The organism is Zobellella taiwanensis, from assembly GCF_003012795.1.
GTDB classification, from domain to species: Bacteria; Pseudomonadota; Gammaproteobacteria; order Enterobacterales; family Aeromonadaceae; genus Oceanimonas; species Oceanimonas taiwanensis.
Map to the genome: position 1 here is coordinate 151,581 of NZ_PXYH01000003.1, position 14,654 is coordinate 166,234.

The window sequence follows — 14,654 nt, forward strand, 5'->3', positions numbered from 1 at the left end:
TACTCAGGCAAAGGATTAATCCAACAGGGAAACCAAGGATACGGTTATGAAAACACGCACCCTGCTGTTGTTTGTTGTTTCCATCGTCTTCGGCCTGGCCGCGGCCTGGATGGCGAACAACTGGCTTACCCAGCAAAGCCGCGCGGCGGCCGCCCAAAACCAGGCCCAAAGCACCCAGGTGGTGGTGGCGGCGGTGGATTTAATGCCCGGCGCGCCCATAGAACCCCTGCATATCCAGCTCAAGGACATCGACACCCGCCTGGTGCCGCCCGGCGCCCTCACCAGCCTGGAGCAGGCCCAGAACATGGTGGCCAAAAACAACCTCTACCGGGGCGACGTGCTGCGCATGGAGCGGCTGGCGCCCATTGGCGAGGGCAGCACCCTGTCGGTGCTGCTCGAGCCGGGCATGCGGGCGGTGACGGTGCGGGTGAACGACGTTATCGGCGTGGCCGGCTTTTTGCTGCCGGGCAACCGGGTCGACATTTTGTTTACCGAGGGCAGCGCCACCCGCACCGTGCTGAAAAACCTCAAGGTGCTGGCGGTGGACCAGACCCAGCATACCGACGAAAACCGGCCCAAGCTGGTGCGCGCCGTCACCCTGGAGGTGAACCCCGAGCAGGCCGAGCGGCTGGTTAACGCCAGCTCCAACGGCCGCATCCAGCTGGCCCTGCGCAACCCCAACGACGACCGGGATCTCGCCCTGGAGCCCGCCGAAGACATGACCGCGGCGGTGGCCGAACCCCAGCCGGCCCCGGTGGCCGAGCCCGCGCCGGCGCCCGAGCCCCGGGTGGTGCGCGAACGCCAGGCCACCACAGTGGATTTGATTAAGGGCACCAGCCAGCAGCAGGTGCCGGTAAAAAGCTGAGTTGACCATAACAATGGCACACATGGAGGTGGCTATGAAAACCCTGTTAAGCGGATTCATGGGGTTGGTATTGCTGGTGGCGCCCTGGCCCTTGCTGGCCGGCGGCAACCTCGGCCAGGCGGGCAACGAGGTGCAGCTGCCCATTCACAAGTCCCGCTCGCTGATGCTCGACCGCCCCGCCAGCCGGGTGTCGGTGGGCAACCCCGATATCGCCGACGTGCTGGTGCTGCAGGACCGCGAGCTGTATCTGGTGGGCAAGTCCCTCGGCCACACCAACCTGATGGTGTGGGATATGAACGACGCCCTGATGCAGGTGTACGACATTGAAGTCAGCCACGACCTGCAGGGGCTCAAGGAGCGGCTGTATCGCTTTTTGCCCAACGAGCCTATCCAGGTGCACACCTCCCAGGGGCAACTGGTGGTGAGCGGCGAGGTGTCGGATCTCGACAAGCTCAACGCCGCCTACGAGCTGGCCCGGGGCTATGTGGTGGCCGCCGAGGGCGGCACCGCCCGCTCCGAGGTGATGAACATGATGAGCGTGGGCGGCGGCCAGCAGGTGATGCTGGAGGTCACCGTGGCCGAGGTGGCGCGGGATACCTCGCGCAACTGGGAGTCGGCCTTTGGCCTGAGCCTGCGCGGCGGCAGCTTTACCCTGCTGCGCGACAGCGTGTCGCAGCTGGCGGATTTTGGCAGCAACACCCTGCTCGGCAACTGGACCAGCAAGGACAATATCTTCCAGGTGGCGCTGGATCTGGCCAAAACCCGCGGCCTGGCCCGGGTGCTGGCCGAGCCGCGCATTACCGCCATCAGCGGCCAGTCCGCCGAGTTTTTGTCCGGCGGCGAATTCCCGGTGCCGGTGCCCAACGAAGACGGCATCGCGGTGGAGTTCAAGGAATTCGGGGTGGGGCTCAAGTTTACCCCCGTGGTGCTGAACAGCGGCAAAATCAACCTTAACCTCAACGTGGCGGTGAGCGAGCCCAGCACTGCCAACACCGCCGAAATCCCCATTTTTGGCAACATTACCGCCCTGAACAAGCGCAGCGCCGGCACCACGGTGGAGCTGGGCGACGGCCAGACCATCGGCATTGCCGGCCTGCTCAGCGAGAACACCCGCGAGTCGGTGAGCCAGTTGCCCTTTGCCGGTGACATTCCCATCCTCGGCAACCTGTTCAGCAGCCGCAGCTATGTAAAGGGCGAGTCGGAGCTGGTGATTATGGTCACCCCCCGGCTGGTGCGCCCCTTCGACAAGCAGCAGGTCACCCTGCCCACCGACGGCTTTATCGAGCCCAACGACCTGGAGTTTTACCTGCTCGGCAAAATGTCCGAGCGCACCCGGGTGGGCGACAGCACGCCGCTGGCCCAGCCTTCCGGCAACACCGGCCTCAATCCCGCCATGGGCGAGGGCGGCATGGAGCAGACCTATGGACAGTCATTGTAGGAGTCGCAAGATGAACAAACTGGCCTTGAGCCTGCTGGCCGCATCCCTGCTGGCCGGCTGCGCCACCGAACGTTATTACGACTTTGCCATGGGCGACACCGTGGAGCAGCTTGACGAACTGCAAATCATGGATCCCGGGGCCGCGGCCCGCAACGACGGCAAAATTGCCGCCCTGGCACTCAACGGTGAATACGGTGTTTCCCTGCACAACAAATACGTGGCCGGCGCCGAAACCCCGGCCGAAGGGAAAACCCAGGTCACCCTTAACTTTGGCGACTAGCAGGAGTTAACGCCATGAAAGCGCTATCACACCGCAAGCAGCAAAAAGGCGCCGTGCTGATCTTGGTGACGGTCGCGCTTTTTACCCTGCTTGGCTTTACCGCCCTGGCCCTGGATGGGGGGTATTTGCTGCTTAACAAAACCCGGGTGCAGGACGCGGTTGACTCGGCCGCTCTGAGTGGTGCCGAAACCCTTGACAAGGGGGGCACTCATCAACAGGCAGTGGATGCGGTGGAAGCGACCTTGTCGTCCATTTTTCAGGGCGAAGGATTCAATCGTGTCAATATTGATCTGGACGCACTCAGCGATGCAGTAACGGTGGAGTTTTCCTTTAATGCGGTTCCTTTTGAGCCTGTTAATGATGAAACCGCCAAATATATCCGGGTTGAACTAACACAGGTGCCAGTGGATCAGTTTTTTTCTCAGTTGTTGGTAGACACCTGGCAAGTGAGAGCATCGGCCGTTGCCGGTGCCAGCCCTACGATACAGGATCCTTGCCAAGTAATACCTCTGATGATGTGTGTTAATGATGCTAACCCTCCTTCTTTTGACTCTATTCCTGATGATTATGACTATGGCTTCAATCCTTCTGATGAAAATGAAAGAGGAGATGTCATTGTAATAAAAGTGCCCAACAACAAAACACCAGTTGGTCCTGGAAATTTTCTTGCCGTTGATCTTGGTGTATCTGGTGCAGATGGATATCGGGATGGTCTTGCTGGAGCGTTGACCGATGCATCGTGCATTTCACCCGGTGAAGATATTACGACTGAAACGGGTAATATGATAGGACCTACAGCCTCTGGTCTGAATACTAGATTTGGCGACTATAAGAGTCCGATGAAAGAACCAGTGAGTGCACCGGCTGATGATGGATCCGATGCTTTTTACTCTGACTGTGCAGTACCTAGTCTTGATCCTGTAGTTTTTAAAGATTCTGATTTTTCATCAACTACTGGGAGCACCATATTAACCAATGCCACACTGCTGAATCAGCTGCAAAGCTATCCTGATTATGCAAGCCTGGATAGCCTCTATTCTACGGATCCGGGAACGGCATATTGTCTGCCGAAGCGCAGAATGGTCAAGGTTCCCGTAGGCAACTGTAGTGGAACGAATCAAGGGAAAACAACGATTCCTTCTATGGGAACAGCCTGTATGTATCTAAGCCAGTTGGTGACAGGTCAAGGGAATGATCAGTTTATTGTTGCAGAGTTTGTAAAAAACTGTACAGCAGATGGAGTGGGCAATAGCAACCTCAATAATGGTCCCTACCGGCTGGTGTTATTTAAAGACAGCAACAGTGGAGATTCATAATGCGCCCGTTGCGTTCTTTCTATAGCCGGGTGGGCAGGCAAAAAGGGCTGGCTGCAGTTGAAGCGACCATTGTACTACCGGTTATCCTGCTGTTATTGCTGGCAATCGGTGAGTTCGGCAGGATGATCTATCAGTACAATACCTTGACCAAAGCTGTCCGGGCGGGGGCCAGAACCGCCAGCATCAGTCCTAATCCGGGCACCTTCGATCTTTCGCTGGTTCAGGCCAAAACCCGTAATATGATCCTCTATGGTCAAGAAGTTGCCGGCACAACCCCTGTACTGCCCGGGCTGCAAGGCGATGATATTACCTTCAATACCAAGGAGATCAATGGCCAAACGTATGTTGATATTCATGTCAGTTATGACTGGACGCCGGTGTTTGGGGATAGTTTCAACACTTTTTTCGGTGATACCATCTCTCTGACCTTTCCTCTTGAGTCAAGCATGACCATGAGGGTGCTGTTATGAAGATATCGGTAAAAAGGCGAAACAGGGGCACGGCAACAGTTGAGTTTGCCATTGTAGGTAGTGTGGTTTTTTTGGTTTTGTTTGCCGTAATGGAAGTCACCAGAGTAATGCATACATGGGGTATGCTTAATGAGGTTTCACGCCGGGCGGTGAGAATGGCAACAGTCTGTCAGGTGGAGCAGGTTCTGGATAATACGGTGGCAACGGCGGTGGTCAATCAGCTGGGTGGTTTTTTACCGGGCTTTACCCCCGAAAATATAGTCATAGATTATCTGGATGGTGCCAGTTCAATACCCTTATCCAATCCTGCAACAACCAATTTCAATAATATTCGTTATCTGAGAAGCCGGATTGTTAACTACAGTTACCAAATGATTTTGCCACTGCCTGTGGATTTTTCGGGAATTACACCGGATTTCGCCTCTACCGTCAGGGCCGAAAGCCTGGGTAAAACCCGCCAGGGAAATGCGATTTGCGATACGGCGGGAGGAGTAAGTTTATGACAGACGCCAAAGTAGTTGAACTGGAGCGTGACAAGATGCACCCCTTGCCGGCGTTGTCCTGCCCGTTGCAGCTCAATGTGATGGATCCGGAAGAGCGGCTGTGGCCCTTGCTCAAGGTCCGGCTGCACCCAAGCCACCAGCTGCAACTCAAAAAACTGGGCGAACAGGACTTTTTGCCCAAGGGCGAGCGCCAGGTGCTGCTGCTGGTGGACCACCCCATCATGGCGCCGGTATACGACGAGCTGGAGCGCAAGCAGGACGAATCGCGCCACCTGATTTTTGTGGGCGACGCCAAAAACACCGCCCTGGTGCGCCGCGCCATGCGCATGGGGGCGGCGGACTTTTTGCCTTTTGAAAGCGACCCGGTCGAACTGTGGTCGGCGCTGGTGCGTATTTCGGCGCACATTTCCGCCAGCATCAGCCTGGCGCCGGTTACCGTGGTGCTCAACGGCAAGGCCGGCTCCGGGGCCAGCTTTGTGTGCGTTAACCTGGGCCATGCCTTTAGCCGCGACGACCAGAAAGTGCTGCTGCTCGATGCCAACATGCGCTACGGCTCCCTGGCCGACTACCTCAATGTGCGCGAAAAGCAGGGAGGACTGAGCGATGCCCTGCAACGGGCCGGCGAGCTGGACGCCATGGCCCTGGGCGGCATGGTCAGCCGGGCGAGGGAGGGGCTGGACGTGATGCCCGCCTCGGTGCAGCCGCTGCACGATGAAAAAAGCGTAACCGCCCGCCAGTGCGCCCAGTTGCTGCACCTGATGCGCGGCCAGTACCAGCGGGTGGTGGTCGACATGTCGCGCGGGCCCGAGGGCTGGAACCTGCCGCTGCTCGAAAACGCCGCCCAGGTGGTGGTGGTGATGCAGCAAAGCCTGAGCGGCCTGCGCGAAACCATCTACCTGCTGCGCCAGCTGCGCCACGAGCTGGGCATTGGCAAGGATCGCATCCTGCTGCTGGTCAACCGCTACGACAAGAAAAAGGACGTGTCGCTGGCCGAAATCGAAAAAGCCACCGAAATTCCCCGCATCATCACCCTGCCCAACGACTTTGCCATGGCGGAAACCTGCACCGACCTGGGCCGGCTGGTGGCGGAAGAAAAAAAACATCACAAACTGGTGGACGCCTTTAACGAACTGCTCCGCACGCTTACCCAGGTGCCCGGGCAGCAGGACACCAAACCGGGATTTTTCAGCAGGCTGTTCGGTAAATAACCGCGGCCGGGAGGGTCATGGATGAACCTTGAAGACTATATCCTCAACCAGGAAGAGGACGGCCACAAACAGCGCCTGCACGGCAAGCTGATGGACATGCTGGACCTGCCCATGCTGCAAACCGTGTCCCGGGCCCAGGCCAGCGAACAAATCGAGCGCCTTTGCCTGCAACTGATGCAGGACTCGCCGGTGCCGCTGTCCATGGTGTCGCGCCAGAAAATCGTGCGCCAGATCCTGGATGAAGTGCTGGGCCTGGGGCCGCTGGAGCCGCTGCTGGTGGACAGCACCATTGCCGACATCATGGTCAACGGCGCCAAAAGCATTTATGTGGAGCGGCGCGGGCGCATTGAGCGGGTGCCGCTCACCTTTCGCGACGACGAGCACCTGATGGGGGTGATTGAGCGCATTGTATCCAGCGTGGGCCGGCGTATCGACGAACTCTCGCCCATGGTGGACGCCCGCCTGAAGGACGGCTCCCGGGTCAACGCCATTATCCCGCCGCTGGCGCTGAACGGGCCCACCCTGTCGATCCGCCGCTTTACCGTGGAAAAACTGGCCATCGACACCCTTATCGACTTCGGCACCATTACCCCGGCCATCGCCCAGGTGATGGAGGCGGTGGTCAAGGGCAAGCTCAACATTCTTATCTCCGGCGGTACCGGCACCGGTAAAACCACCTTCCTCAACATTCTGTCCAGCTTTATTCCCGCCAACCAGCGCATCATTACGGTGGAAGACTCCGCCGAGCTGCAGTTGCAGCAGCCCCATGTGGTGCAGCTGGAAAGCCGGCCCGCCAACATAGAAGGGCGGGGCGAGGTGGGCCTGCGGGATCTGGTGAAAAACACCCTGCGTATGCGCCCCGACCGCATTGTGGTGGGGGAGGTGCGCGGCGCCGAGGCGTTCGACATGCTCACCGCCATGAACACCGGCCACGAGGGCTCGCTCACCACGGTGCACGCCAACAGCCCGCGCGACGCCCTGAGCCGGCTGGAGAACATGGTGTCGATGACCGGCTTTGATATGCCGGTAAAAAACATCCGCACCCAGGTGGCCTCGGCGCTCGACCTGATTATCCAGCTCGAACGCCAGGAAGACGGCAAGCGGCGCCTGGTGAGCATGCAGGAGGTGCACGGCATGGAGGGCGAGACCATCACCATGTCGGAAATCTTTACCTTCGAGCGCACCGGCATCGACGCCGAGGGCAATGTGCAGGGCCGCCACCGGCCCACCGGGGTTATGCCCAATTTCTACGATCGGCTGGCGCGCCGGGGCATGGTGCTGCCGCGCAGTTTGTTCGGGGACGAAGACCTGCACAAAGGGATTTTTTAACGGGAGGTCGCCATGAATACCGTGATTTTTCTGGCCCTGGTGGGGCTGGCGGTGGTGTTTTTGAGCATGGCGCTGTTTGTGCCGGTGACCCAGCCCAGGCTCAACCATTCGGCCCTGCTCAAACGCCGGGTCAAGGCGCTGGCGGAAGAAAACCGCGAGCAGGGGCAGGCTTCCATTTATCGCACCAAGAAGCTGGACGCCCTTTCGCCGCTGATGCGGCGCATTGAAACCCTGCCCCTGTTCGAGCGGGTCGCCTTTTCCCTGGAGCTGGCGGGATCCAGGCTGTATGCCTGGCAACTGGTGCTGCTGGTGGGGCTGGTGACGCTGGCGCTGGTGCTGGTGTGCTGGCTGGTGCTGCACAACCTGCTGCTGACCCTGGTGGCGCTGGTGCTGCCGACCCTGGCGGCGCGCTTCAAGCTCAGGCACAACTACCTGCAACGGCTGGCGCTGTATGAGCAGCAACTGCCGGAGGCGCTCGACATCATGAAGCGGGGCCTGCAGGCCGGCTATTCCTTTGCCGACACCATCAAGCTTATCAGCGAGCAGATGCCCAACCCCATGGGACGCGAGTTTGCCCTGGTGTTTGCCGACATCAACTACCGCAAGGACGTGCGCAAGGCCATGACCGGGCTGCTGGAACGGGTGCCCAGCATTTCCAACATGGCGCTGGTCAGCGCCGTGCAGGTGCAGCGGGAAACCGGCGGCAACCTGGTGGAAAATATCGACAAACTGGCCACCATTATCCGCGATCGCTTCAAGTTCAACCGCCAGCTGCGCACCCTGTCGGCGGAGGGCCGGATGTCGGGCTGGGTACTGGTGCTGACGCCCTTTGTGCTGTTTGCACTGATTTTTGCCACCACGCCAAGCTATATCACCGAGCTGGTCAGCACCCCCGAGGGCAACCGGCTGCTGATTTTCGGCGGTATCGGCATGATGGTGGGGACCTGGTGGATCAGCAAAATCATCAAGATAGAGGTGTGACATGGACGCACTCAACCAATTGCTGGGGCAGGCGCTGTCGGACCCGCAACTGCGCCAGTGGCTGCTGATCGGCATAGTGGGGTTGTCGGCCATTACCCTGTTCTGGGGCGTGACCCTGGTGGCCAGCGGTATCCGCAGCCCCTATCGCCGCCAGCTGCGCGACATCCAGCAGGAAGCGGACGACAGCGAACAGACCCTGGAGCAGCGCATGGTGGTGGCTCGCCAGCACGGCAGCGGCTTTAACGGCCACCGTATCCGTACCCTGCTGGTGCATGCCGGATTTCACAAGGAGTCGGCCTACCGGGTGTTCAACGGTATCCGGGTCATTGTTATCCTGCTGGCGGTTACCCTGGGCTTTGTGGCGCTCAGCCTGCTGACCCAGTTGCCCATCAATATTATCTTCCTGCTGCTGGTGGCCATTGGCTATGTGGCCTATGTGCTGCCGGTGTTCGTGCTGGAGCGGCTGGCCAACAAGCGCATGGCCCGGATGAAAATGGCCATGCCCGACGCCCTCGACCTGCTGGTGGTGTGCACCGAGGCGGGGCTGGGGTTTAAGGCCGCCCTGCAGCGGGTGGCCCAGGAAGTGACCATGAGCCACGAGGAGCTGGCCCACGAGCTGACGCTGATTTCCGCCAAGCTGCGGGCGGGGCTGAGCATGCAGCAGGCGTTTGACGAGTTTATTTTGCGCACCGGGCTGGAGGATTTTCGCAGCCTCAACGTGGCCATCAACCAGTGTATCCAGCTGGGTACCAGCATTGCCGAAACCCTGCGGGTATACGCGGACGAATACCGCATCAAGCGCAAGCAGGAGGCCGAAGAGCTGGCCGCCAAGGTGGGCACCAAGATGATTTTTCCCCTGGTGCTGTTTATCTGGCCTTCCTTTTTTATCGTGGCCATCGGCCCGGCCCTGATCAAGGTGTTCCGCGTTTTCGGCAACATGTAAAAAGGGGTCGGAGTCAATTTTCGGGCAACCGCACTGGCCGGTGCGCCGGGCGCGAACTAGCCTTAGGGCAATTCCAACCTGTAGCCAGGGACTGGCTTAAGGAACCACCATGAAAAAAATCACCATACCGCTGGTGCTGTTGCTGCTCAGTGGCTGTGCCGCCACCTCGGATTCTCCCCAGGAAACCCTGCCCGACGCCACCGCGCCCGGCGCCGGGGTGATCAAGCCGTCCAGCGCGGCCGAAGCCCGCATGCTGATTTCCCAGTCGCAAACCTCCGGCAATCCGGACGCCATGATCTACGCCTACAGCCAGGCGCTGGCCTTTCGCGAGTTCAACAAGGCCGATCTCTACCTTGCCATTGCCCGGCTGGAGCAGCAGCGGCGCAACAACAGCCGGGCCGAGCAGGCCTATCGCGAGGCCCTGGCCGCCGATGGCAAGCGCCAGGACGCCAAGGAAGGGCTGGCCCTGCTGCTGGTGGACATGAAGCGCCACCAGGAGGCCGAGAGCCTGTTGCAGGAAGTGGTGGCCGCCGATCAGGCCCGGCTGGGGGCGTCCGCCGAGGGCCAGTGCCGCACCGACAATCAGTCGCCCTGGCGCAGTTACAACGGCCTTGGGCTGCTTGCCGACATTATGGAGCAGGGCAGCCGGGCCCGGGAGCATTACCAGTGCGCCCTGGCCATCCAGCCCGGGCTTGCCATGCTGCACGGCAACCTGGGTTTTTCCTATTACCTGGACGGCGAATATCCCCAGGCCGAGCGGGCCCTGACCCGGGCGGTAAACCAGGACCCGGAATACCAGCGCGGCTGGAGCAACCTGGGCCTGCTGTATTACCGCTGGGGGCGCAAGTCCGAGGCCCTGAGCGCCCTGCGCAAGGTGATGAGCCAGGCCGAGGCGCTCAACGACCTGGGATACATCGCCATGATGGAAGGGGAATACGAAGAAGCCGCCGGCCTGTTCCAGCGCGCCATCGACGCCTCGCCCCGCTACTATCCCAAGGCGGTGGAAAACCTCGGCCAGGCCAAAACCATGTCGGCCGTGGGCAAACGCTAACCCGACCCCAGGCCGCTTTTGGAGCGCGGACAACCCGTTTTTGGGGCGCGGGCGGCGCTGTGTGGGACGCGGGCGGCCCGCCCGCATGGTTTTTTTGGAGCGCGGGCGGCCCGCCCGCAGGGGGGAACGCCGGTGGTCAAGGCACAGTGCTTAATCTCGCAGGTTCCCGCTCTGCGGGAATGCAGGCGAGCCGCCTGCGCTCCGGGGATGGGTACTCGCCGTCAGGCCGCAGGGTGGCACTGTGTGGGGCGCGGGCGGCCCGCCCGCAGGGGGGAACGCCGGTGGTCAAGGCACAGTGCTTAATCTCGCGTGTTCCCGCTGCGCGGAAATGCAGGCGAGCCGCCTGCGCTCCGGGGGTGGGGGCTCGCCGTCATGCCGCAGGATGGCACTGTGTGGGGCGCGGGCGGCCCGCCCGCAAAGGAGATACGCCGGTGGTCAAGGCACTGCGCTTAATCTCGCAGGTTCCCGCTCTGCGGGAATGCAGGCGAGCCGCCTGCGCTCCGGGGATGGGTACTCGCCGTCATGCCGCAGGATGGCGCGCCGGCACCTACTGCCCGGCGATGACCTTCATGGCACTGGTCAGCCGGCTGAGTTCGTCGGGTTTTATGATGTAGGGCGGCATCACGTAGAACAGCTTGCCGAAGGGGCGGATCCACACGCCCAGCTCCACCAGTTGCTTTTGCACCTCGGCCACCGCGAGCGGCTCTTTCATCTCGATCACGCCGATGGCGCCCAGTACCCGCACCTCCGCCACCCGGGGCAGATCCCGCGCCGGTGCCAGTTCGCGCTTGAGCTGGTCCTCGATGGCCAGGATGCGCGCTTGCCAGGGGGAGGCGAGCAGCAGCCTGAGGCTTTCCAGGGCCACGGCGCAGGCCAGGGGGTTGGCCATAAAGGTGGGGCCGTGCATCAGTACTCCGGCCGGGCCGTTGCAGATGGTGTCGGCCACCGCTTGCGTGGTGATGGTGGCGGCCATGGTCATATAGCCGCCGGTGAGCGCCTTGCCGATGCACATGATGTCCGGCCGGATGCCGGCCCACTCGCAGGCGAACAGCTTGCCGGTGCGGCCGAAGCCGGTGGCGATTTCATCGGCGATCAGCAGCACCTCGTAACGGTCGCACAGCTCCCGCGCGCCTTTCAGATAATCCGGATGATAGAAGCGCATGCCGCCGGCGCCCTGCACCACCGGCTCCAGGATAAGCGCCGCCAGCTCCCGGTGGTGTTCGGCCAACACCGCCTCCAGCGCCTGCAGATCGGCCGGATCCAGCTCGCCGCCGAAGGGGCTCCGGGGCGTGGGCACGAAAATATGCTCCGGCAAAAAGCCCTGGTACAGGCTGTGCATGCCGCCGTTGGGGTCGCACACGCTCATGGCGCCGAAGGTGTCGCCGTGGTAGCCGTGGCTGAGCGCGGCGAAGCGGGTTTTGGGCGTGCCCCGGCCGTGCCAGTACTGGATGGCCATTTTCAGCGCCACCTCCACCGACACCGAGCCCGAGTCCGCCAGGAAGAAGCGATCCAGCCCCGCCGGCAGCACCTGGCCCAGTGCCCGGCACAGCTGGACGGCGGGATCGTGGGTAAGGCCGCCGAACATCACGTGGGACATCTTCTCCAATTGCCCGGTGGCGGCGGCGTTCAGCTCCGGCACATTATAGCCGTGCAGGCATGCCCACCAGGACGACATGCCGTCGACAAGCCGGCGGCCATCCGCCAGTTCCAGGTAAACGCCGCTGGCGCGCTCGACCCGGTAGCAGGGCAGGGGACGGGTGAGGGAGGTATAGGGGTGCCAGAGGTGGTGCAGATCGAATTCTTGGTTGGTCATAAATTGTTCAAACGTAAACTGATGGTGATCTTGTTGGTTGACAGGCTAGCATCCGTCCTTACACTAGCCAAGCAAAACCCCGCTTGAATTTAAGGACATAGGGTGACCATGAGCCGCCAGAACTGGACCCGCGAGCAGGTGCTCGCGCTGTTTGAACGCCCCTTTTTCGATCTGCTGTTTGAAGCCCAGCAGGTGCACCGGGCCCACTTCGACGCCAACGAGGTGCAGGTGAGCACCCTGCTCTCCATCAAGACCGGCGCCTGCCCGGAAGACTGCAAGTACTGCCCCCAGAGCGCCCGTTACCACACCGGGCTGGAAACCGAGCGGCTGATGGAAGTGGAAAAGGTGCTGGAGCGGGCGCGGGAGGCCAAGGCCAACGGCTCCAGCCGCTTTTGCATGGGCGCCGCCTGGCGCAACCCCAGGGAACGGGACATGCCCTACCTGCTGAAGATGGTGCAGGAGGTGAAGTCGCTGGGGATGGAAACCTGCATGACCTTAGGGATGCTGGATGCCTCCCAGGCCGACCGCCTGGCCGAGGCGGGGCTGGATTACTACAACCACAACCTGGACACCAGCCCGGAATTTTACGGCGACATCATCACCACCCGCACCTACGCCGACCGGCTCAACACCCTGGAAAACGTGCGCGGCGCCGGCATGAAGGTGTGCTCCGGCGGCATCGTCGGCCTGGGTGAAAGCCCGGAAGACCGCGCCGGCTTGCTGCTGGCCCTGGCCAACCTGCCGCGCCAGCCCGAGAGCGTGCCCATCAACATGCTGGTAAAGGTGAAGGGCACCCCGCTCGAAAACCAGGAAGACCTGGACGACTTCGACTTTATCCGCACCATCGCCGTGGCTCGCATCCTGATGCCCCAAAGCCATGTGCGCCTGTCCGCCGGGCGGGAAAAGATGAACGATCAGATGCAGGCCCTGTGCTTTATGGCCGGCGCCAACTCCATCTTCTACGGCTGCAAGCTGCTCACCACCCCCAACCCGGACGAAAACAGCGACATGCAGCTGTTCAAACGCCTGGGGCTGCGCCCGAGCGGTGTGAGCCAGAAACCGGACGAAATGACCGAAATCGAACTGCACGAGCAACTGGCCGCCCAGAACGCGCCCAAGCCGCTGTATTACGAAGCGTAAAACGCAGCTCAGGAAAAGGGGTCGGAGTCAATTTTTTAATTGCACCTGGAAAATTGACTCCGACCCCTTTTTCAAAAATTGACTCCGACCCCTTTTTATTTAGGAGAGCCGCATGCCCTTTCACTTAAGCCTGGCCGGGCGCGAAGCGGCGGGGCTGAAACGCAGCCTGCCCCTTATCGACAAGGTGGCGGGCCGGCGGCTGTGGTCCGCCGGCCAGAGCTACCTCAACTTTGCCGGCAACGACTACCTGGGCTTAAGCCAGGCGCCCGAGCTACGCCTGGCCGCCGACCGGGCGGCGTTGGAGTTTGGCGCAGGCGCCGTGGCCTCGCCGCTGGTGGTGGGGTACCAGGCCGTGCACCGGGAGCTGGAAGCGGAGCTGTGCGACTGGCTGGGGCTGGAGGCGGTGCTGCTGTTTGGCTCCGGTTTTTGTGCCAACCAGGCGGTGATCAAAGCCCTGCTCGGCAAGGAGCACCTGCTGTGGCAGGACCGGCTCAACCACGCTTCCCTGCAGGAGGCGGGCCTGCTCAGCCCGGCGCGCATGGTGCGTTTTGCCCACAACGACATGGCCGCGCTGGAAGCCAGGCTCAAGCCCAACTCGGGCCTGATTGTCTCGGAAGGGATATTTAGCATGGACGGCGATCTGGGCGACTGGCCGGGGCTTTTACGCCTGGCCGGGCAGAGTGGCAACTGGCTGATGATAGACGACGCCCACGGCCTGGGCGTGCTCGGCCGGGAGGGCCGGGGCACCCTGGATGAGCTGGGCGTGGCACCGGAACAGGTGCAGATCTTTATGGGCACCTTCGGCAAGGCGCTGGGGGTGGGCGGGGCCTTTGTGGGCGGCAGCCGCGAACTGGTGGACTACCTGCTCAATGTTGGCCGCGGCTATGTGTACAGCACCCACCTGCCGCCGCCCCAGGCCGCCGCCGTGCTGGCCGCCGTGCGCCTGGCGCGCCGGGCCGACGACCGGCGCATGCACCTGAACCAGCTGGTGCAACAGTTCCGCGCCGGTGTGCAATCCTTGCCGTTCGAGCTGCTGCCCTCCGCCACCGCCATCCAGCCCCTGGTGATCGGCGATGAGGCCCGCACCCTGGCCCTGTCGGCGCGGCTTAAGGAACGCGGCATCTGGGTGGGCGCTATCCGTCCGCCCACCGTGCCCAAAGGCTCGGCCCGGCTGCGCATTACCCTGAGCGCGGCCCACACCCGGGCCGACGTACAACAACTTATCGAGGCGTTGCACCGCGTACTGTAAGCCCGGCTTCAGCCGGGCCAGCCGGCGATACCTCTTACCGCTGACAGCTTATGGTTGACAGCTGATAT

At 61.7% G+C, this 14,654-nt stretch carries 14 protein-coding genes; 13 read left to right on the plus strand and 1 reads right to left on the minus strand.

Annotated features, from left to right (window positions below; genetic code table 11):
- The first annotated feature begins 46 nt into the window (after positions 1 to 46).
- The 11 genes from cpaB (at position 47) to C7I36_RS03330 (ending at position 10,384) form a co-directional block, all read left to right on the plus strand.
- Complete coding sequence (gene cpaB / locus C7I36_RS03280) at positions 47 to 865, plus strand: Flp pilus assembly protein CpaB (RefSeq protein WP_106452299.1); 819 nt, start codon at positions 47 to 49, stop codon at positions 863 to 865.
- Between the two features lie 34 nt (positions 866 to 899).
- Positions 900 to 2,303 (plus strand): type II and III secretion system protein family protein, encoded by a 1,404-nt coding sequence (locus C7I36_RS03285; protein WP_106452300.1) that lies wholly within the window; start codon positions 900 to 902, stop codon positions 2,301 to 2,303.
- A 10-nt stretch (positions 2,304 to 2,313) separates the two neighbouring features.
- Positions 2,314 to 2,583: an addiction module component gene (locus tag C7I36_RS03290; RefSeq protein WP_106452301.1), complete on the plus strand. Its 270-nt coding sequence runs from the start codon at positions 2,314 to 2,316 to the stop codon at positions 2,581 to 2,583.
- A 14-nt stretch (positions 2,584 to 2,597) separates the two neighbouring features.
- Entirely contained in the window at positions 2,598 to 3,899 is a 1,302-nt protein-coding gene (locus C7I36_RS03295; protein ID WP_106452302.1) for a pilus assembly protein TadG-related protein, read from the plus strand.
- On the plus strand, positions 3,899 to 4,369 hold the full coding sequence (locus tag C7I36_RS03300; RefSeq protein WP_106452303.1) for a TadE family protein: 471 nt from the start codon (positions 3,899 to 3,901) through the stop codon (positions 4,367 to 4,369). Before C7I36_RS03295 ends, C7I36_RS03300 begins: the two co-directional genes overlap by 1 nt.
- Positions 4,366 to 4,872 carry a TadE/TadG family type IV pilus assembly protein gene (locus C7I36_RS03305; RefSeq protein ID WP_106452304.1) on the plus strand — a complete coding sequence of 169 codons (507 nt, stop codon included), beginning with the start codon at positions 4,366 to 4,368 and terminating at the stop codon, positions 4,870 to 4,872. The genes C7I36_RS03300 and C7I36_RS03305 overlap by 4 nt, the downstream gene beginning before the upstream one ends.
- A complete protein-coding gene (locus C7I36_RS03310; RefSeq protein ID WP_106452305.1) occupies positions 4,869 to 6,080 on the plus strand; it encodes a CpaE/TadZ family protein in 1,212 nt (403 codons plus the stop codon). The genes C7I36_RS03305 and C7I36_RS03310 overlap by 4 nt, the downstream gene beginning before the upstream one ends.
- A 21-nt stretch (positions 6,081 to 6,101) precedes the next feature.
- On the plus strand, positions 6,102 to 7,409 hold the full coding sequence (locus C7I36_RS03315; protein WP_106452306.1) for a TadA family conjugal transfer-associated ATPase: 1,308 nt from the start codon (positions 6,102 to 6,104) through the stop codon (positions 7,407 to 7,409).
- 12 nt (positions 7,410 to 7,421) lie between these two features.
- Positions 7,422 to 8,390: a type II secretion system F family protein gene (locus tag C7I36_RS03320; RefSeq protein ID WP_106452307.1), complete on the plus strand. Its 969-nt coding sequence runs from the start codon at positions 7,422 to 7,424 to the stop codon at positions 8,388 to 8,390.
- A gap of 1 nt (position 8,391) precedes the next feature.
- A complete protein-coding gene (locus C7I36_RS03325) occupies positions 8,392 to 9,333 on the plus strand; it encodes a type II secretion system F family protein (RefSeq protein WP_106452308.1) in 942 nt (313 codons plus the stop codon).
- Between the two features lie 109 nt (positions 9,334 to 9,442).
- A complete protein-coding gene (locus tag C7I36_RS03330; protein ID WP_106452309.1) occupies positions 9,443 to 10,384 on the plus strand; it encodes a tetratricopeptide repeat protein in 942 nt (313 codons plus the stop codon).
- A gap of 547 nt (positions 10,385 to 10,931) precedes the next feature.
- Here the strand turns inward: C7I36_RS03330 and bioA are convergent.
- Positions 10,932 to 12,197 (minus strand): adenosylmethionine--8-amino-7-oxononanoate transaminase, encoded by a 1,266-nt coding sequence (gene bioA, locus C7I36_RS03335; protein WP_106452310.1) that lies wholly within the window; start codon positions 12,195 to 12,197, stop codon positions 10,932 to 10,934.
- A 108-nt stretch (positions 12,198 to 12,305) separates the two neighbouring features.
- Here bioA and bioB point away from each other — a divergent pair, with 108 nt between their 5' ends.
- Complete coding sequence (gene bioB / locus C7I36_RS03340) at positions 12,306 to 13,337, plus strand: biotin synthase BioB (protein ID WP_106452311.1); 1,032 nt, start codon at positions 12,306 to 12,308, stop codon at positions 13,335 to 13,337.
- A gap of 112 nt (positions 13,338 to 13,449) precedes the next feature.
- The gene (gene bioF, locus C7I36_RS03345) at positions 13,450 to 14,586 is read left to right on the plus strand and encodes an 8-amino-7-oxononanoate synthase (RefSeq protein WP_106452312.1); all 1,137 of its coding nucleotides are present in this window, start codon (positions 13,450 to 13,452) and stop codon (positions 14,584 to 14,586) included.
- Positions 14,587 to 14,654 lie beyond the last annotated feature (68 nt).